The organism is Microbacterium californiense, from assembly GCF_047246625.1.
Taxonomy (GTDB): domain Bacteria; phylum Actinomycetota; class Actinomycetes; order Actinomycetales; family Microbacteriaceae; genus Microbacterium.
Window position 1 is genome coordinate 1,126,310 of sequence record NZ_JBFOKQ010000001.1, and the last position, 17,398, is coordinate 1,143,707.

A 17,398-nucleotide genomic window follows, 5' to 3' on the forward strand; every position below is an offset into this window, starting at 1 on the left:
TCAGACCTCCGTGGTGGGAGGGACGGGCGGGGTCGGCGGCGCGGGAGCCACAGGCGGCGGCGCGACCGGAGGAACCGACGGCGGAGCCACAGGCGGCGGCGCGACCGGAGGAACCGACGGCGGAGCCACAGGCGGCGGCGCGACTGGAGAAACCGACGGCGGAGTGACGGGCGGGACCGCCGGCGGCGGGGTGGTCGGCGACGCCGGCTGCTGCCCCTCCCCCGACAGCGTGTCCATCTCGTGCGCGCTCCAGCGGTGCGACGTATCGGCGAGGGCGGCGACAGCAGCCGCCCGGCTTCCCTCGTCGAGGAGGGCCAGGGCGTCCTCGCGCTCCAGACCGGAGAGCACCCCCGTGATCGGCCCCGTCACCGAGTGCGCCTGAGCACCGCTGACCCTCTGCAGACGGTCGATCGGTCCCTGCGAGAGCGAGAGCCCCTGCAGCCGCGCGAGGGGGAAGACCGCCAGCTTCCGCCAGACCGTCCCCCGGCGCAGCAGCAGACCGTACGCGGTGAGGGCGTAGCCGTGCCGCTTCCACGAGAAGGGCCGGCGCCAGCGGGCGCGTCGGGGCATGGTGCGGTACGGGTCGCCGGGAACCGGGCCCAGGATGCCGTGCTCCCAGATGAGCGGGATGTCGGCGGCAGGGACGTCGGGGAGGATGAGCCCGAGCACGCGCTCCACGTCTTCGCGCTTGCCCACCGGCAGCACGATGTTGAACTGCTGCGCGCTGCTCGACGTCTGCTGCGCGGCGCTCTTGCCGCTCATCCGGTTGATACGGATCAGCCACCAGCCGAACGGGCGCCACAGGAGCGACTGCGACACCTCGACCGCGAAGATGCGCCCGGGCGGCAGCGTCTCGGTCACGGTGGTCAGGAGGCCGTAGGTGATCCGCACGCCGTCGGGCGTGGGGGCGATCGAGTAGCGCAGCGACTTCGAGATCTGCGCCCAGGTGATGCCGACGACGGCGATGATCATCGGGATGCCGACGCCGAGGCCGACTCCCAGTCCGAGCAGACCGCTCCCGCCGTCTCCGTCCAGGACCGATCCGAGGATCACTCCGCCCATCGTCGCGCCGAAGACGATCGCGAAGAACAGGAACCACATCACGCCGGCGATGAGCTGCGAGCCGATGAGCCGCCCGGTCGGGATCTTGACGACGCTCTCGGGAGCGACGTCGTCCATGTCCACCCCGGCGATCAGACCGTTCACGCCGTGGTTCATCGAGTCGACGAGGTGGGCGCGCGCCGTGGCGGGGATGCCCTCGTGCTCGATGCCCGCGCTGCCGGTCGTCGCCGCAGTCCGCGCGGCGCGGGCCCCGGACGCGAGGCGCAGGATGTCGGCGCGCACCGATTCGGCGCGCGGCGTCGCGAGGTACTCCAGCTCGACGTTCGCGTCGGTCCCCGCGCCCACGACCTCGAGCTTCGCGAGGCCGATGATGCGGGCGGGGAACGGCCGCGTGAGGTTCACGCCCTGCACCCGGTCGAGGGGCGCGCGGCGGTGCGACCGGAAGACGATGCCCTTGCGGACCTCGACGTGGTCGCCGGTGATGCGGAACTGCTGGAAGCGCCAGACGAACCAGAAGATCAGCACCAGCACGACGACGAGCGCGAGGACCGACAGCAGCGCGATGAGAATGAGGTTGTTCTCGAGCACCCAGTCGACGGGGTCGCCGGAGGAGTACTCGCCGTAGTGCGCCTCCTGCGGGGTGAACAGGTTGACGAACCAGGTGATCAGGCGGTCGCGCAGGTTCGTGATCACGATTCCCGCGATGATGATCAGCGCCAGGCCGCCCTTGAACAGCGGCGTCAGCGGATGCATCCGGTGCCATTCGCCGTCGGCGAAGTTGTCCGGATCGGCGGCGGGCGACAGCGGGGCCTGGGTGTTCGGCGACGCCGGCGGCTGCGGCTCGCTCACAGGCCGGTCCGACGCGTCTCGGCGACGCCGATGAGGGTGTCGCGCAGCGCCTCGGCGGCGGCCTGGGTGAGCCCAGGGATCTGCACGCCCGTGGTCGCCGCGGCCGTCACCATCTTGAGCTGCGAGATGCCGAAGCCGCGGTCCACCGGGCCCTGCGTGATGTCGACGAGCTGCATGCGCCCGTAGGGCACGGCGATCATCCGCTGCCAGAGGATCCCCTTGCGGAAGACGATGTCGTCGGCCCGCAGCATGTAGCCGATGGCCCGCGCCTGCCGCGGCAGGATCACCATGGTCGCGACCGTGAGCACGATGATCACGCCGGCCGGGATCCACACCCAGTGCTGCTCGAGGCCGAAGCCGAGCACCAGCGCCGCGACTACCACGATCGCGAGGACGATGCCGTTCTGCAGCAGCTGCGACACGGCGTAACGCGGCGAGATCTGATGCCAGGTGCCGTCGAGTTCGAGGCGGGCGTCGTGGCGGGCGGTGCGCAGCTGCGTGTAGACGCCCTGGTCGAGCGCGGCGAGGTCAGTGCCCTCCGCCGGGTTCAGGGGCGCGTTCTCTGAGCTCTGGGTCATCAGGATCCTTCGGCAGGGTGCAGAACTGTTCCGCGACGAGAGCCGCGGCCACGAGCACCGCTGCGCTCGCGATCAGAGCCACCATCGCCACAGTCGACCCTACCGGGGGATCGATCGGCCGCGTGAGGAGGAAAACGAGCAGTCCGGCGCCGAATCCCACGAGAAGGGCCCCGAGCAGACTCGATGCGCGCGCGAGGGTCGCGGCGCGGAGCGCGCGGAACGGATCGATGCGGATGCCGGTGCGCACGCTGCGCCGTACCGGCCATGCCACCCCGAGCGCCGCCGCCGCGATCATCAGCAGCAGCACGGGCAGCAGCAACGACGGCGTGAAGGTCGCGCGGCCGCTGATCGTGAGGACGTGGTCGAGGAGGAAGCCGACGCCCGCGCCGACGACCGCGAGGGCGACGAGCAGACCGGCGGACGTGCGCCTCATCCTTCTCCTCGCGCGCGCAGCTCGGCCACGAGGTCGGCGATGCGGCCGTATCCGACCAGCCGGGCGTCCGCGTCGAGCTCGAGCCACGGCTCCAGCACGAACAGGCGCTCCGCCGCCCGCGGGTGCGGGAGCTGCACGCGCGGGTCGTCGGACGTCTCGTCGCCGTAGGCGACCAGGTCGAGATCGAGGGTCCGATCGCCCCACCGCTCCTGCCGCACGCGCCCGTGCTCGTCCTCGATCGCGTGCAGCATGCCGAGCAGGATCTCGGGGGCGAGACGGGTGGTCACCAGCGCCACGGCGTTGAGGTACCCCGGCGCGTCCGGTGCCGGTCCGTCGAGCCGCACGGCGACCGTCTCGAACAGCGACGAGAGCTTCACGTCGCTGACGAGGGGCAGACGCGCGATGCGCTCCGCGGCGGTGCGGATGCTCGCCTCCCTGTCTCCGAGGTTCGCGCCGAACGCCACGACCGCGACGACCTCAGCCCGCCCCGTCCGATTCGACGGGACATCGGGAGTCAGGGTCAGATTGCGGCTCACGCGACGGCCTCCTCGAGGATCTCCGGCAGGCGCCCGCGGTTCACCGTCACGGAGACGTCGGCGAAGTTCAGCGGGATCGGCGCGTGCGGCTTGTGCACGGTCACCGAGACGTAGTGCACCCGCGCATCGGCGAGCACCACCTCCGCGATCCGCGAGGCGAGCGTCTCGAGGAGGTTCACCGGCTCGCCCGCGACCACGGCGGCGACCTTCTCGGCCAGCTCCCCGTAGTGCACCGTGTCGACGACGTCGTCGGATGCCGCGGCATCCGCCAGCGCAAGCTGCAGGCGCAGGTCGACCGTGAAGTCCTGCCCGTTCTCGCGCTCGTGGTCGTAGACGCCGTGGCGGCCGAAGACGGTCAGGCCGGTCAGCGCGATCTGATCCAGGAAGTCCATCGTCCCAGCGTACGCGGGCGGCTCCGCGCGGCACAGCGGCGAGCGGTCAGCGGCCGTCCCACGCCTGAGCGATGGCCAGGGCGTCGCGGGTCGCGGCGACGTCGTGCACCCGCACCGCCCATACCCCCGCCCGCAGCGCGAGCGCGCTCGTGACGGCGGTCGCCAGGTCGCGCCGCGCCTCCGACACGTCCTCCTCGCCCGGATTCGCCTGCCGCAGGGTGTCGACCAGGAACCGCTTGCGCGAGGTGCCGATCAGCACCCGTCGCCCGAGCCCCGTGATCTCGTCGAGACCGCGCAGCATGTCCCAGTTCTGCGCGCCCGCCTTCGCGAAGCCGATGCCCGGGTCGAGGATCACGCGCGACGGCGCGATGCCGGCTGCCGCGGCCTCGCCGACCCGCTCCTGCAGCTCGCCGGCCACCTCCCGGGCGATGCGGCGGTACTCCGCCTGGGCGTACATGTCGGCGGAGGAACCCCGCCAGTGCCCGATGGCGTAGTCGGCACCGGACTCGGCGACCGCGGCGCGCATGTCGGGATCGGCGAGGCCGCCCGACACGTCGTTCACGATGCGCGCTCCCGCCTCCACGGCGGCGGCGGCGGTCGTGGCGTTGAGCGTGTCGACGCTCACGGCGGCTCCCGCCGCGACGAGCTGTTCGATCACCGGCAGCACGCGGGCCTGCTCGGTCGCGGCGTCCACGCGCTGCGCACCGGGACGCGTCGACTCGCCGCCCACGTCAAGTACCCCCGCGCCCGCCGCCCGCAGGGCCAAGCCGTGCGCGACGGCACGGTCGACGTCGAGGTAACGTCCGCCGTCGCTGAAGGAGTCGGGGGTGACGTTGACGATGCCCCAGATATCGGTCACGAGACGGTCCGCGGCGGAGCCGCCGGCGATGCCCCGATCAGCGCGATGAGTTCGGCGCGCGCTGCGGGATCGGTGTACTCGCCCCGGGCGGCGATGGTGAGCGTCGACGCCTCGGGCTGGCGCCCGCCGCGCATCGTCACGCAGCCGTGACTGGCGTCGAGCACCACCAGCACGCCCCGCGCATCGAGGTTCTCGGCGATCGTGTCGGCGATCTGCTCTCCGAGCCGTTCCTGCACCTGCGGCCGGGCCGCGAGGATCTCGACGACGCGCACCAGGGCACCGAGCCCGACGACCTGCTCGCCGGGGAGGTACGCGAGGTGCGCACGCCCGGAGAACGGCAGCAGATGGTGCTCGCACACCGAGCGGAACAGGATGTCGCGCAGCAGCACCGCGCCGGACGGCAGGGTGTCGGGAGCCGGACCGCGGGTCACGCTGATGGTGCGCGCGAGCGGCGCCGCGGCATCCTCTCCCACGCCCGAGAAGAACTCCGCGTAGAGGTCGGCCATGCGCGCCGGGGTCTGCCGGATGCCGGGACGATCGGGGTCCTCCCCGATCGCCTCCAGGAGCTCGCGCGTGAGGCGCTCGACCCGCGCCTTGTCGACGCTCACCGTCACGCCGTCGCGGGACGCGGGCGCGTGGCCCCCGCCGACCCCTGCTGGGGCTGCGGTGCGGGCGCGGGCGCCTCGGTCGCTGCGGCGACCGGGACGACCTTCTTGGGCACCTCGATCGGCGGCACGTCCGACACCGGGCGGTCCTCGCTCGACAGCCACAGCGGACGCTCGGGCAGCTTGCGCACCTCACGGAAGATCTCGGCGATCTGGTTGTGGTCGAGGGTCTCCTCCTCGAGCAGCGCCAGTGCCAGACGGTCGAGGATGTCGCGGTTCGCGCTGATGACCTGGTAGGCCTCGTCGTGCGCCTGCTCGATGAGCGCGCGCACCTCGGTGTCGACCCGCTCGGCGACCTTCTCGGAGTACTCGCGGCCGCGGCCCATGTCGCGCGCCACGAACATGTCGCCGCCCTCGGACCCCAGCTTCACCGGCCCGACCTCGGTCGTCATGCCGTACTCGATGACCATCTTGCGAGCGATCGACGTGGCCTTCTCGATGTCGTTCGAGGCGCCGGTCGTGGGGTCGTGGAAGATGATCTCCTCGGCCACGCGACCGCCCATCGCGTAGGTGAGCTGGTCCTGCAGCTCGTTGCGGGTGACGGAGTACTTGTCGTCGATCGGCAGCACCATCGTGTAGCCGAGAGCCTTGCCGCGCGGGAGGATAGTGATCTTGGTCACGGGATCGGTGTAGTTCATGGCGGCGGCCGCGAGCGCGTGCCCGCCCTCGTGGTACGCCGTGATGAGCCGCTCGCGGTCCTTCATGACGCGGGTGCGGCGCTGCGGGCCGGCGATCACGCGGTCGATGGCCTCGTCGAGCGCGCGGTTGTCGATGAGCTGCGCGTTCGAACGCGCGGTGAGCAGCGCGGCCTCGTTCAGGACGTTCGCCAGGTCGGCGCCGGTGAAGCCCGGCGTCTTGCGGGCCACGACCTCGAGATCGACGCTCTGCGACAGGGGCTTGCCCTTGCTGTGCACCTCGAGGATCTTCTGCCGGCCCTTGAGGTCGGGGGCGTCCACGCCGATCTGCCGGTCGAACCGGCCGGGGCGCAGGAGCGCGGGGTCGAGGATGTCGGGACGGTTGGTCGCCGCGATCACGATGACGTTCGCGTTCGGGTCGAAGCCGTCCATCTCGACGAGCATCTGGTTCAGCGTCTGCTCGCGCTCGTCGTTGCCGCCGCCCATGCCGGCGCCGCGGTGACGGCCGACCGCGTCGATCTCGTCGATGAAGATGATGGCGGGGGCGTTCTCCTTGGCCTGGCTGAACAGGTCTCGCACGCGGGAGGCTCCGACGCCGACGAACATCTCGACGAAGTCCGATCCGGAGATCGAGTAGAAGGGCGCGCCCGCCTCGCCGGCGACCGCGCGGGCGAGCAGGGTCTTGCCGGTTCCGGGAGGGCCGTACAGCAGCACGCCCTTCGGGATGCGGGCGCCGATGGCCTGGAACTTCGCCGGGTCCTGGAGGAACTCCTTGATCTCGTGCAGCTCCTCGATCGCCTCGTCGGCGCCGGCGACGTCGGCGAAGGTGACCGTCGGCGTCTCCTTGCTGACGAGCTTCGCCTTCGACTTGCCGAACTGCATGACCTTGCCGCCGCCGCCCTGCATCGACGACAGGAGCCACCAGAACAGGAGGCCGAGCAGGACGAGCGGGAGCAGGAGCGAGAGGAATCCGTCGAACCAGGTCGCGCGCGGCACCGCGTCGTTGAAGCCGTCCTTCGGATCGGCCGCGTTCACGGCGGCGACGACCTCGTCGGCGCGCGCCTCGACATAGTAGAACTGCACCTTCTCGGAGCCCTGGAACGGCTTGGAGAGGGTCATGTCGACGCGCTGATCGCCGTCGGTCGTCACGACCTCGGAGACCGTGTCGCCGCCGAGCAGCTTCAGCCCCTCCTGGGTGGTGATCTGCTTGGGCGCGGAGAGGCCGGAGATCAGCAGGAATCCGCCGATCAGCAACAGGGCGATCAGCGGTACGTAGATCAGGGGATTCCGGCTGAGCTTCTTCACATCCATGATCGGATCAGCGTATCGCGCGCGTGCTAGGCACCCGCTGTGCGTTCACCCACGGCGTACCGCCCCGCGATGGGCGGTTTCGCGGACGCGAGCAAGTCAGGAGTAGACGTGCGGCGCGAGCACGGCGACGTCGCGCAGGTTGCGGTAGCGCTCGTCGTAGTCGAGGCCGTAGCCGACCACGAAGTCGGTGGGGATGTCGAAGCCGACGTACTTGCAGTCGATGACGACCTTCGCCGCCTCGGGCTTGCGCAGCAGGGCCAGCACCTCGAGCGACTCGACGCCGCGGGACTCGAAGTTCTCGAGCAGCCAGCTCAGCGTCAGCCCGGAGTCGATGATGTCCTCGACGATGAGCACGTGCTTGCCGTGCAGGTCGGTGTCGAGGTCCTTGCGGATCTGCACGACGCCGCTCGACTTGGTGCTCGCGCCGTAGCTCGACACGGCCATCCAGTCCATCGGCGCGTGGAAAGGCAGCGCCCGGGCGAAGTCGGCCATGACCATCACCGCGCCCTTCAGGACTCCCACGAGCACGAGATCCTTGCCCTCGTAATCGGCGGCGACCCGCTGGGCCAGCTCGTTCAGCTTTGCGAGGATCTCCTCCTCGGTGACGAGGATCTCGGCAAGGTCGTCCTGAATCTCGGCGGCGCGCATGGATCGATTTTAGGCGATGCGCAAGGGGGCACCGTCCGCCACGGCATCCGCACTACCCTGACCGTGAGATGGGCGACCGCCCCGGAAGGAAGGATCTCCATGGCTTACGACGACATCCTGAAGCAGGTCCCGATCGGCGACATCGCGAAGAGGCTCGGGGTCGCTCCCGACGTCGCGAAGAGCGCGGTCGAGCAGGGAGGCGCCGTGCTCCTGAGCGGGCTGGCCAGGAACGCCTCGAGCCCCGACGGCTCGGCCGCCATCGAGAAGGCGCTGAAGAAGCACCAGGGCCCGAAGACGAGCATGTCGGTCGACGACATCGATCAGGCCGACGGCGGCAAGATCGTCACGCACATCCTCGGACCCGACGAGAAGAAGGTCACCGAGAAGCTCACGACCTCCGACAAGACGGCGGGCATCGACTTCGGCAAGCTCCTGCCGATCCTCGCGCCGATCATCATGAACCTCATCGCCGACGCGAACAAGGGCAGGAGCGGCGGCACGGGCGGAGGGCAGGGAGGCATCGGCGACCTCATCGGCGGCATCCTCGGCGGCTCGTCCGGCACGGGCGGCCGCCCGGGCGGCATCGACCTCGGCAGCGTGCTCGGCGGCCTCTTCGGCGGGAAGAAGTAGCGCGCGGGCGCTCCCGTCGCGCGAACGGCCCTTCCCGGCGGTGAGAGCAGCCGTTCGCGCGACGGGAAGCGCGGCGGGGGTCAGGCGCGAGCGGTGAACACGAGGCGACCGCCGTGGCGCGCGGCGGAGGCTCCGGGGAGGTCGATCGGCCCCTGGCCCGCCCAGTCGGTGACGAGGCGCGCGACCTCGATCGTCTGCGTGCGCGTCAGGCTGACGCCGAACTCGCTGTCGACCACCAGCCGGATGATGCGGTTGCGCAGCGCGGCCGGGTTCGCTGCGAGGGCCGCAACGCTGACAGAGATGCCCGCCTCGGCGTGCTCGACGATGTCCTCGATCGTCTCGTGGATCATCTCGTCGAAGGCCTCGGCATCCTCCCGCAGCTGCTCGGCGGTGCGGGCGAGGGCCTCGGCGATGCCCGGGCCGAGCTCGGCCTCGAGGGTCGGCAGCACCCGTTCGCGCACCCGCACCCGCGAGAACCGCTCGTCGAGGTTGTGGGGGTCGTCCCAGAACTCGAGGGCCGAGGCGCGGCAGAAGGCGCGGGTCGTCTCCCGGCGGACACCCAGGAGGGGGCGGATCCACCGCAGGCCTTCGTCGTCGGTGCGCACCGGCGCCATCCCCTGCAGACTGCTCGCCCCCGCGCCCCGCGCGAGTCCGAGCAGGACGGTCTCCGCCTGGTCGTCGAGGGTGTGCCCGAGCAGCACCGTCGTCGCCCAGACGTCGGCCGCGGCATCCCGCAGCACGCGCTGACGGGCCTCGCGTGCGGCGGCCTCCGGTCCCCCCTCGTCGCCGACCTCGACCGTGACGACGAGCGGGTCGAGTCCGAGGGTGGCCGCGGAGCGCGCGGCCGTGAGGGCGACCTCGTCCGAACCCTCCTGCAGCCCGTGGTCGACCACGACCGCCGTCGCGCGGAGGCCGCGCTTCGGCGCCTCGAAAGCCACGGCCGCGGCGAGCGCGAGGGAGTCGGCGCCGCCGGAGAGACCGACGACGATCGCCGACCCCTCGGGCAGATCGGCGAGCGCGGTGCGCACGGCCAGACGGATCTCGGCGATGACGGGAGGAAGGGACGGCACGGTTCCACGGTAGGCCACCCGCCGGCATCCGGGAGTGCGGTCGCTCCGGCGGCGGGGCTATCCTGACGCCGTGCCCTCTCCCGGCAGGCAGCAGTACCGCACCGAGCGCTTCACCGCGTTCGTGGATGCCGTCGTCGCCATCGCGATGACGCTCCTCGTGCTGCCCCTGACCGACGCGGTGTCGGAAGCGGCGTCCGGCAAGCTCACCACCGCGGAGTTCTTCGGGGAGCACTCCGGCCAGCTGCTCAGCTTCGCCCTGAGCTTCCTGCTCATCGCGACCTTCTGGATGGGCCATCACAGCCAGTACCGCGACGTCGAGAGGGTGACCGGGCCGCTGCTGTGGATCAACGTGGCCTGGATGGCGACGATCGTCTGGCTGCCGGTGCCCACCGCCATGCTCGGTCAGATGGAGTCCGACCCGTTGCAGGCGGCGGTCTACATCGGCACGCTGATCATGACGCAGGTGACGACGCTCGCCGGGTGGCTCTACCTCTCGCGGCATCCTCAGCTCACCCGGGCATCCGACGACGTGCTGCGCGCGGGCGTGATCGGCGACCTCGCGGCGATCCTGCTCTTCGCCGTCGCGATGGTCATCGCGGTGCTCGCCGCGCCGAACGGCTACGCCGGCCTCTTCGTGCTCCTCCTCGCCGGCCCCGTGACCCGCGCCCTGAACCGTGCCGCCCGTCGTCGCCGTCCGGCGGCCCCCGCGCCGTCGTCGGCCGATCCCCTCGTGTGACGGGTCCGCCCCCACGGGCGCACGAGCGCCGCGAGTAGGCTGGATCGCGGCATCCAACCGAACTTTCCCTGAGGAGCACACGCATGGGCGCACACGACGCCGTCATCGAGATCCCCCGCGGCAGCCGCGTGAAGTACGAGGTCGACCACGAGACCGGACGAGTGCACCTCGACCGCGTGCTCTACACGACCTTCGGCTACCCGGCCGACTACGGCTACTTCGACAACACCCTCGGCGAGGACGGCGACCCGCTCGACGTGCTCGTGCTGCTCGACCACGCCATCTACCCGGGCGTCGTCGTCGAGGTCCGTCCGGTCGCCGTGCTGAAGATGAGCGACGAGGCCGGCGGCGACGACAAGCTGGTCGCGGTGCTGTCGAAGGACCCCCGGTGGGCGCACATCCAGGACATCGACGACGTCCCCGAGTACACGAAGAAGGAGATCGCGCACTTCTTCGAGCACTACAAGGACCTCGAGCCCAACAAGTGGGTCAAGGTCGACGAGTGGGGCGACGCCGCCGAGGCGCAGCGCATCCTCGACGAGGCCATCGTGCGCTTCGGCGAGCAGGGCCACTGAGTCCGCGCGACCGACGCAGAAGACTCCCGGATCCGCTCAGCGGCCGGGGGTCTTCTGCGTGGAGGGCGGATGCTCAGATCGAGACGCCGCGCGCCGCCATGAAGTCGGCGGGGTTGGTGTATCGGCCGTTGATGTAGACCTCGAAGTGCAGGTGGCAGCCGAAGGAGCCGCCGGTATTGCCGGCGTACGCGATGACCTGGCCGGAGTTCACGTGCTGCCCGTTGCGCACGGCGAAACCGCCGGGCTTGATGTGCGCGTAGCCGGTCGCGACGCCCCCGCCGTGCTGGATGCGCACGTAGTTGCCGTAGCCACCGTTCGCTCCGGCGTAGTCGACGGTCCCCGACTGAGCGGCGTAGATCGCCGCACCGCAGCCGTTCGCCAGGTCGATGCCGTAGTGCCAGCTCGACGAGCAGCCGTTCGAGTTGCACTGCTGGGATCGGGGTCCGTAGCCGGAGCTGCGATAGCCGCCGTGCGGGCGCACCCAACCGCCGGTGCCGGGGTTGCCTCCGCCGCCGCTGTTGCCGCCGGCGTTCGCGGCTGCCTCCGCGGCCTCGCGCTCCTTGCGCTTGCGCTCCTCCTCGGCGCGCGCCGCGACACCCGCCTGGTACCCGGCGATGGTCTGCGTCGTCGCATCCTTGAGAGCGGCGAGCTGCGCCTCCATCGTGGCGAGGTTCGCGGTCTGCTCGTCGAGCGCGGCCTGCGCGGCGTCGGCGGCATCCTGCGCGGCGATCATCTTCTGCTCCGCGACCTGCTGCAGACGGTCGCGCTCGTTGCGGGCGACGACGGCCTGGTCGCTCAGCGACTGGGCGGAGTCGCGTGCGGCGACGGCGTCGTCGTAGACGGACTGGTTGAACTCGAGGAGCTTGTCCATCGTGCCCAGACGCGACAGGAGCTCGTCCGCGTTGGCGGCGGATCCGGCGAAGAACAGCTCGAGCGAGGTGTTGTCGCCGCCGTTGCGGTACAGCTGCGCGGCGACCTGTCCGGCCTTGCGCGCGGATTCGTCGGCGATGCCGGCCTGCTCGTCGGCCTTGGCCTGGAGCGTGTCGGCCTCCGCGATCGCCGCGAAGTAGTCCTGCTGGGCGACGTAGAACTCGTCCGAGGCGACCTTCGCCGCCGCCTCCGTCTCGGCGACCCGCTGGTTCAGGGACTGGATCAGCCCTTCGATGCGGGCGACCTCGGCGGCCTTGCTGGCCTCGTTCTGCTTCGCGCGCTGCACCTCGTCCCAGGTGGGATACGACCAGGCATAGGCGGCGTTGACCCCGGAGGTGACGCCGAAGGCGCTCAGCGCGACGACGCCGAGGACTCCCAGGCCGAGAGCGCCCCGACGGCTGACGCCGCCCTTCCAGAACGCGTCCCGCTCTGCGGCGCTGGGTGCGCAGCCGCATTCCGCGGATGCCGCGTCGGCAGCATCCAGCATGGTCTTGTCGTTCACACGGCCCCTTCCGCCGGTTTCACACATGCCACAGTAACAACAACCTTCACATCCGCACCAGAGGATGGAAGAGCCTTACAACGGCATGCCGATAGGCCCATAGTCCCGCGGAACACGCCCGAGCGGACGGTGACTCGCCCTCGATTCGCGATTTGCTTCGACTATCCCTTATGCTTGAGCGTCGGCAAGGAAGTCCCCCAGGACTGACTCGGCCCCATCGTTTAGCGGCCTAGGACGCCGCCCTTTCACGGCGGTAGCACGGGTTCGAATCCCGTTGGGGTCACACCTTCCGATACAATTGAAAACAAGTATGGCCCTGTAGCGCAGTTGGTTAGCGTGCCGCCCTGTCACGGCGGAGGTCGCGGGTTCAAGTCCCGTCAGGGTCGCTCCGTGCGACGAGCTCTTTCTTCGGAGAGGGCTCTTCGTCTAGGACGCGACAGGTTCGCCCGTCGCGCGGCTCTGTAGCTCAGTTGGTAGAGCGTTCGACTGAAAATCGAAAGGTCACCGGATCGATGCCGGTCGGAGCCACAAGGGTGATCATTACACTCACCCCAGAAACCCTCGCCTAGCTTCTACATGGCGGGGGTTTTGCTTTGCCCGCGGGCTCCGCGAGAGCGGGCGAAGGGCGAGCTAGGCCAGCCCGACGTGGCCGTCGTCGCCGATCGGTCTGCGGCTCTCCGGCTCGATCTCCGGCGGGTCCGTCAGTCGAGCGATCGCGGCCCGCATGTGCTCCACGACCGCCGAGTTGTCGAGTTCGGCCACCTGGCCCGAGGCGCTCTCCATCATCAGCTCCGTGCTCGGGTTGAGCAGGAACGTGGCCTCGACTCGGTTCCCGTGCAGGTCGACGGCCTGCACGGTGACGGTGTCGCTCGCGCTCGCATTGCCCAGAGCGCTCGCGTACTCGAGCAGGGCCGTCGCGGCAGCGTCGTCCAGGAAGTGGGCCTTCTCGCCGTACGTCACGTGTTTCATGTGCGCACTGTCCCCCGGGGCGGCGACCGCAGCGCAGGGCCTTGACAGGCCGGGAAAAGCCGCGGTGACCGAGGAGGACTCTCAGCCCGCGCTCGGGAGTCCGGATCGAACGCGGAACCAGAGCGTCAGCTCGGCGAGCGCACGCAGCGCGGTCGAGCGCTCGGCCCCCGCGTCGAGGTCGGCGAAGGAATCCCGGAAACCCTCGGGCGCCGAGCTCGCTCCGTCGGCCAGCGTGCGATAGCCCATCGTCCAGTCGGCGAACCGGCGGACGGCGATGGGCTCCTCGACGAGCACACGCATGTCGTGGTGCCGCGGATCGCGGCGGATCGTCTCGGCGAGCGCGCGCACCGCGGCCGCAGGCCCCTCGAGCACCTGGATGAACCGCGCGTCGCGGAACAGGAGCATGCCCGTCACCTCCCGAGCCGCGTTGAGGACGCGGCACTGGGCGAGCAGATGCGAGAGCGCGGTCTCGCGGAAGGGCTGCGAGGCCGTGCTCGTGTAGACGAGCGACAGCAGATCCGACCCCACCGTCGAGCTCACCGCATCGCCTCTTCGTGACCGTCGCCGCCCTCGGGGCGGGCGGGCGACGCGGCGACGACGGCACCGGTGGCCTCGTTCAGGGCGAGGAACGCTCCGATCACCTGCGACCGCGCATCAAATGCGAGGTAGTGTCCGTCGGCCTGACGATCGACGTAGCCGAGGAAGTCGCCTCCGCGGCTGCCGACGTGGAAGCCGTCTTCGACGCAGGCCCAGAGGACGTCGGAGACAAGTGGCTCGGGAGCGTTCACGTTCTGCACTCTATGAGCGGTGTCCGACATTCCTCATCCCCTTGCACTGGCGGCTTCCTCGCGGAAGCGTCGGCCGATCCGGTCCTCCACGACCCGAACGTGGAGGACCGGCGAAGTCGACGAGAAGGTCCGCGCAGCGCACCGTCCCCCGCGAGGTGCCCGAGACCGAGAGAGCTCGAGAGACACCGACCGGTTCGACCGACGTGGAGCCGACTCAGCGTCGACCCGTTGTGCATTCAGCCTATGGGCCACCGCGATTTCGCGCCTTTCGAGCGCCGACCGTTGACCTGAAGGCCCTGCGGATGCTAGGCGCGGACGCCCGAGTCCGCCGATGCCGGGACCGGCGCGGGCTCGGGGAGGAGGCGCAGGCCCGAGGGCGAGTTCGCGGCGGAGGAGAGCTCGTCGACCCACGCGCGATTGAGCGAGGGCTGCCGGCTGCCGGAGAAGACGAACACGAGCGAGCTGCCGGAGTGCACCCAGACCGAGGTGCGTCCACCGCCCGAGCGGGCATCCTCTTTCCACGAGAAGGCGAAGGGCTCGCCGCGGCGGAGCTTGGACGTCATGACGAGCTGGAGATGGTGCAGCGCGCGGTCGTCGATGTCGACCCGCGTGTCCTCCTCGTAGATGAACCTGCCCACGTGCGACCTCGACTCCCCATGGCACTCGTGTCACGAGACGCGATCGGTCGATCGCCGAGTGTTCGCTGCTAAGCGTCGCACACTTCTCCCCGGGCGCGCGCATCGGGCGCGATAGCCCGTGCTCGTGTCCCTCCGCAACCCCTGTCTGAGGACGACCCTCGGATGACAGGCTGAGGCCATGAAGCTCGTCTCCTATGCCGGTCAGCAGTTGATCACCACGGATGACGTCGCGGACGCGCTGGTCACCCTCGCCGCGGCGATCGCCAACGAGGGCGAGTCGGATGCCGTGGAGATCCCGATCATCGTCGACGGCGAGGAGGACCACGCGGATCTCGTCGTCGGCGTGGGCAACGACGTGCTCGTGGGACCGCAGCACTCGAAGGGGCAGGATCCGGACTTCTCGGCGCACGCCGAGCGTCTGCGGTCGCACCCGCTCTTCCCCGAGGGGCAGAGCCGCAGCGTGGCGGTCGAGGAGGAGCCGCTCGAGGAGTGGGACCTCGACCTGGACCTGGAAGCCGACGCGACACGAGGCTGATCCGAGCGGCGCCGACCCGGCGGCGGGACAGTCTGTCGAGCCGTGCGTCCCGGGTCAACCCCCTCTCGTCCCTCGGCACCGGCGCATAGCTTTGGCCGTGGAGAGGAGAACATCATGAGCGACCCTCAGAACCCGAACGGGACCCCCGGGGCCGACGAGGAGGCCGACACGGCATCCGGCGGCGCACCCGAGGAGTCGGGACCCCCGCCCGAGCAGACGACGGAGGACGACGGCACGCCCGTCGAGAACCCCTCCGGAGGCTGAGCCCCGCCCGCGTCGGCGTCAGACGTCGATCGGCGCGTCCGGGGTGATCCGGAGCGGAGCGGAGTCGTCCGTCTCGCCCACGAGATAGGCCACCGAGGTGTGCAGCGCTTCGGCGGCCCGGATGAGATGGGCGGCTCCCCACCCGTGATAGCCGCGCAGGCGCTTGGCGACCGAGCTCTGGCTCATGCCGACCTGTGCCGCGAAGACCGCCTGCGTCATGCGCTGGTCCCACAGCGCCTGATGCACGCGGCGTCCGATCTCCGCGTCCAGCTCGGAGATGGGAGCGCTGCCCTCGTCGGTTGTCATTACATCAGGATAAATCCAATCGCATGAATTTCGCGATTTGTCATCCTATGATTTCGCTCCGAATACATCGGTTCGTCGCGCGTGCTTCATTCCAGCTGGAGATATCCGCCGAACCCCGACCCCAGCAGCGTCCGGGAGCCGAACGCCCCGACGCCCGTGCCCGGGTACAGGAAGAGATCACCCTCGGGTGACCGTGCGATCAGATCGGCGCGCCCGTCGCCGTCGTAGTCGAGCCCGCCGGTCAGCGCCGTGAACGGCGCCCACCCGGTTCCGACCGCCTGGCGTGGCGCAAACCCCGCACCGGTACCCCGGTGGAACGCGAGGATGCCGGCGGCGTCCACACTCATCAGATCGCCCCGGCCGTCGCCGTCGAAGTCCCCTCCGACGACATGGCGCATCGCCTGCCAGCCGGTGTCCACCGCGCGCGCGGCGCCCGTGAAGCCGCCGCTGCCGTTCCCGACGTGCACGAGGAGGTCTCCGCCCGGCGTGACCACCACGACATCCTGCCGTCCGTCCCCCGTGAAGTCGGCGCAGGACGTGACGTGCAGAAGGCCGTACCAGCCGCTGCCCACCAGGCTGAACCCGTCGAAGCCGCCGTCGTCGCTCCCCGAGTAGAACTCCAGCGCGCCGTCTGGGCGTGCGGCGAGCAGATCCGCGCGACCGTCGCCGTCGAAGTCCGCGTGAGTGAGGTGCCTCCGCGTCCCCCAGCCGGAGGTCACGATGGAGCCCGCTCCGATCGCACCGGTGCCGCTGCCGCTGAAGATGAGGAGGTCGCTGTCTCCGGCGACGCCGACCAGGTCGGCTTTGCCGTCGCGGTCGTAATCGGCCGAAGCGACAGCGCTGTTCACGGGCACGGCGAGTCCGGGGAAGGTCATCGGGATGGACGCACCGCGGGTCACGTTCGCGAGACAGGTGAAGCCGTTGTTGATCGCCGCGTACACGCTGCCGTTGCGCCAGACCTCGAAGTGCAGGTGGTAGGCGGTCGTGGCGCCGGTCTTGCCGACCACACCGATCTGCTGGCCGCGGGACACGCGCGTTCCCGGCGCCACGTCACCGGGGTTGGCCATGTGCGCGTAGCGGGTGACGTACCCGGCCGCATGCTCGATGTCGACGTAGTTGCCGTATCCGCTGCTCGAGGTCCGCACCTTGACCACGCCGTCGTAGGCCGCGAGGATCGGCGTCCCGCCCTGGCCGGAGATGTCGATGCCGTCGTGGGCACGAGAGTTGTTCCGGCATCCGTCGCCGACCTTGGACTGGATGTTGCCCGAGGCGGGGTAGATCATCTGCCCGTCGGATGCCGCGGACGCCGGCTCGGGCATCCCCACCGCGGGGGCGACTGCGCCGACGACCACCGCGAGCGCGGCGAGGAGAGCGAGTCGCGCAGCGCGCACCCGTGGCGTTCGCGTCATCTCGAGTTCTCTCGTGCTCGTTCGGCCCCAGCGGACGCAGCGTCCCTCCGGGGGTCACGCTAGCAGCGTGAGCGCGAG

22 protein-coding genes and 3 tRNA genes are annotated in these 17,398 nt (G+C 70.4%); 8 read left to right on the forward strand and 17 right to left on the reverse strand.

Annotation, left to right across the window (positions count from 1 at the left end; genetic code table 11):
- The 9 genes from AB3M82_RS05425 to hpt all read right to left on the reverse strand — a co-directional run bounded on the left by AB3M82_RS05425 (position 1) and on the right by hpt (position 7,968).
- The gene (locus AB3M82_RS05425) at positions 1-1,911 is read right to left on the reverse strand and encodes a PH domain-containing protein (RefSeq protein WP_412956101.1); all 1,911 of its coding nucleotides are present in this window, start codon (positions 1,909-1,911) and stop codon (positions 1-3) included.
- Positions 1,908-2,489 carry a PH domain-containing protein gene (locus AB3M82_RS05430; protein ID WP_412956103.1) on the reverse strand — a complete coding sequence of 194 codons (582 nt, stop codon included), beginning with the start codon at positions 2,487-2,489 and terminating at the stop codon, positions 1,908-1,910. Before AB3M82_RS05430 ends, AB3M82_RS05425 begins: the two co-directional genes overlap by 4 nt.
- Entirely contained in the window at positions 2,440-2,922 is a 483-nt protein-coding gene (locus AB3M82_RS05435) for a DUF3180 family protein (protein WP_412956104.1), read from the reverse strand. The genes AB3M82_RS05430 and AB3M82_RS05435 overlap by 50 nt, the downstream gene beginning before the upstream one ends.
- A complete protein-coding gene (folK, locus tag AB3M82_RS05440) occupies positions 2,919-3,458 on the reverse strand; it encodes a 2-amino-4-hydroxy-6-hydroxymethyldihydropteridine diphosphokinase (RefSeq protein WP_412956107.1) in 540 nt (179 codons plus the stop codon). Before folK ends, AB3M82_RS05435 begins: the two co-directional genes overlap by 4 nt.
- The gene (gene folB / locus AB3M82_RS05445; RefSeq protein ID WP_412956108.1) at positions 3,455-3,850 is read right to left on the reverse strand and encodes a dihydroneopterin aldolase; all 396 of its coding nucleotides are present in this window, start codon (positions 3,848-3,850) and stop codon (positions 3,455-3,457) included. The genes folK and folB overlap by 4 nt, the downstream gene beginning before the upstream one ends.
- A 46-nt stretch (positions 3,851-3,896) precedes the next feature.
- Positions 3,897-4,709: a dihydropteroate synthase gene (gene folP / locus AB3M82_RS05450; protein ID WP_412956109.1), complete on the reverse strand. Its 813-nt coding sequence runs from the start codon at positions 4,707-4,709 to the stop codon at positions 3,897-3,899.
- Positions 4,706-5,317, reverse strand: a complete 612-nt coding sequence (gene folE / locus AB3M82_RS05455; RefSeq protein WP_412956111.1) for a GTP cyclohydrolase I — start codon at positions 5,315-5,317, stop codon at positions 4,706-4,708. Before folE ends, folP begins: the two co-directional genes overlap by 4 nt.
- Positions 5,318-5,319: 2 nt before the next feature.
- Entirely contained in the window at positions 5,320-7,320 is a 2,001-nt protein-coding gene (ftsH, locus tag AB3M82_RS05460; RefSeq protein WP_412956113.1) for an ATP-dependent zinc metalloprotease FtsH, read from the reverse strand.
- A gap of 96 nt (positions 7,321-7,416) precedes the next feature.
- On the reverse strand, positions 7,417-7,968 hold the full coding sequence (hpt, locus tag AB3M82_RS05465) for a hypoxanthine phosphoribosyltransferase (RefSeq protein ID WP_412956115.1): 552 nt from the start codon (positions 7,966-7,968) through the stop codon (positions 7,417-7,419).
- Positions 7,969-8,067: 99 nt separating this feature from the next.
- Here hpt and AB3M82_RS05470 point away from each other — a divergent pair, with 99 nt between their 5' ends.
- A complete protein-coding gene (locus tag AB3M82_RS05470) occupies positions 8,068-8,598 on the forward strand; it encodes a DUF937 domain-containing protein (RefSeq protein ID WP_412956117.1) in 531 nt (176 codons plus the stop codon).
- A gap of 80 nt (positions 8,599-8,678) precedes the next feature.
- Here the strand turns inward: AB3M82_RS05470 and tilS are convergent, their stop codons facing one another.
- Positions 8,679-9,668, reverse strand: a complete 990-nt coding sequence (tilS, locus tag AB3M82_RS05475; RefSeq protein ID WP_412956118.1) for a tRNA lysidine(34) synthetase TilS — start codon at positions 9,666-9,668, stop codon at positions 8,679-8,681.
- Between the two features lie 70 nt (positions 9,669-9,738).
- On the opposite strand from tilS, the gene AB3M82_RS05480 reads away from it, so the two are divergent.
- Both AB3M82_RS05480 and ppa read left to right on the forward strand, forming a co-directional pair.
- Positions 9,739-10,404: a TMEM175 family protein gene (locus AB3M82_RS05480; RefSeq protein WP_412956120.1), complete on the forward strand. Its 666-nt coding sequence runs from the start codon at positions 9,739-9,741 to the stop codon at positions 10,402-10,404.
- Positions 10,405-10,487: 83 nt separating this feature from the next.
- Positions 10,488-10,979 carry an inorganic diphosphatase gene (gene ppa, locus AB3M82_RS05485; RefSeq protein ID WP_412956121.1) on the forward strand — a complete coding sequence of 164 codons (492 nt, stop codon included), beginning with the start codon at positions 10,488-10,490 and terminating at the stop codon, positions 10,977-10,979.
- 73 nt (positions 10,980-11,052) lie between these two features.
- Here the strand turns inward: ppa and AB3M82_RS05490 are convergent, their stop codons facing one another.
- A complete protein-coding gene (locus tag AB3M82_RS05490; RefSeq protein WP_412956123.1) occupies positions 11,053-12,411 on the reverse strand; it encodes a peptidoglycan DD-metalloendopeptidase family protein in 1,359 nt (452 codons plus the stop codon).
- A gap of 210 nt (positions 12,412-12,621) precedes the next feature.
- On the opposite strand from AB3M82_RS05490, the gene AB3M82_RS05495 reads away from it, so the two are divergent.
- From AB3M82_RS05495 to AB3M82_RS05505, 3 genes are all read left to right on the forward strand, one after another.
- Positions 12,622-12,694 (forward strand) — tRNA-Glu (locus tag AB3M82_RS05495).
- A gap of 29 nt (positions 12,695-12,723) precedes the next feature.
- Positions 12,724-12,797 (forward strand) — tRNA-Asp (locus AB3M82_RS05500).
- Positions 12,798-12,866: 69 nt separating this feature from the next.
- Positions 12,867-12,939: transfer RNA gene (locus AB3M82_RS05505), tRNA-Phe, on the forward strand.
- A gap of 102 nt (positions 12,940-13,041) precedes the next feature.
- Here the strand turns inward: AB3M82_RS05505 and AB3M82_RS05510 are convergent.
- From AB3M82_RS05510 to AB3M82_RS05525, 4 genes are all read right to left on the reverse strand, one after another.
- Positions 13,042-13,380, reverse strand: a complete 339-nt coding sequence (locus AB3M82_RS05510) for a hypothetical protein (protein WP_412956124.1) — start codon at positions 13,378-13,380, stop codon at positions 13,042-13,044.
- An 81-nt stretch (positions 13,381-13,461) separates the two neighbouring features.
- The gene (locus AB3M82_RS05515) at positions 13,462-13,920 is read right to left on the reverse strand and encodes a BLUF domain-containing protein (RefSeq protein WP_412956126.1); all 459 of its coding nucleotides are present in this window, start codon (positions 13,918-13,920) and stop codon (positions 13,462-13,464) included.
- Positions 13,917-14,168, reverse strand: a complete 252-nt coding sequence (locus AB3M82_RS05520; RefSeq protein WP_412956127.1) for a hypothetical protein — start codon at positions 14,166-14,168, stop codon at positions 13,917-13,919. Before AB3M82_RS05520 ends, AB3M82_RS05515 begins: the two co-directional genes overlap by 4 nt.
- Positions 14,169-14,473: 305 nt before the next feature.
- Complete coding sequence (locus AB3M82_RS05525; protein WP_412956128.1) at positions 14,474-14,806, reverse strand: DUF7882 family protein; 333 nt, start codon at positions 14,804-14,806, stop codon at positions 14,474-14,476.
- Positions 14,807-14,984: 178 nt separating this feature from the next.
- Between AB3M82_RS05525 and AB3M82_RS05530 the strand changes: the two genes are divergently transcribed.
- Complete coding sequence (locus tag AB3M82_RS05530) at positions 14,985-15,341, forward strand: hypothetical protein (RefSeq protein ID WP_412956130.1); 357 nt, start codon at positions 14,985-14,987, stop codon at positions 15,339-15,341.
- Positions 15,342-15,455: 114 nt separating this feature from the next.
- Positions 15,456-15,605, forward strand: coding sequence for a hypothetical protein (locus AB3M82_RS05535; protein ID WP_412956132.1), 150 nt, complete (start codon positions 15,456-15,458; stop codon positions 15,603-15,605).
- Between the two features lie 18 nt (positions 15,606-15,623).
- Here the strand turns inward: AB3M82_RS05535 and AB3M82_RS05540 are convergent, their stop codons facing one another.
- Both AB3M82_RS05540 and AB3M82_RS05545 read right to left on the reverse strand, forming a co-directional pair.
- Positions 15,624-15,911, reverse strand: coding sequence for a helix-turn-helix domain-containing protein (locus AB3M82_RS05540; RefSeq protein ID WP_412956135.1), 288 nt, complete (start codon positions 15,909-15,911; stop codon positions 15,624-15,626).
- 86 nt (positions 15,912-15,997) lie between these two features.
- Positions 15,998-17,320: a peptidoglycan DD-metalloendopeptidase family protein gene (locus AB3M82_RS05545; protein WP_412956137.1), complete on the reverse strand. Its 1,323-nt coding sequence runs from the start codon at positions 17,318-17,320 to the stop codon at positions 15,998-16,000.
- Positions 17,321-17,398 lie beyond the last annotated feature (78 nt).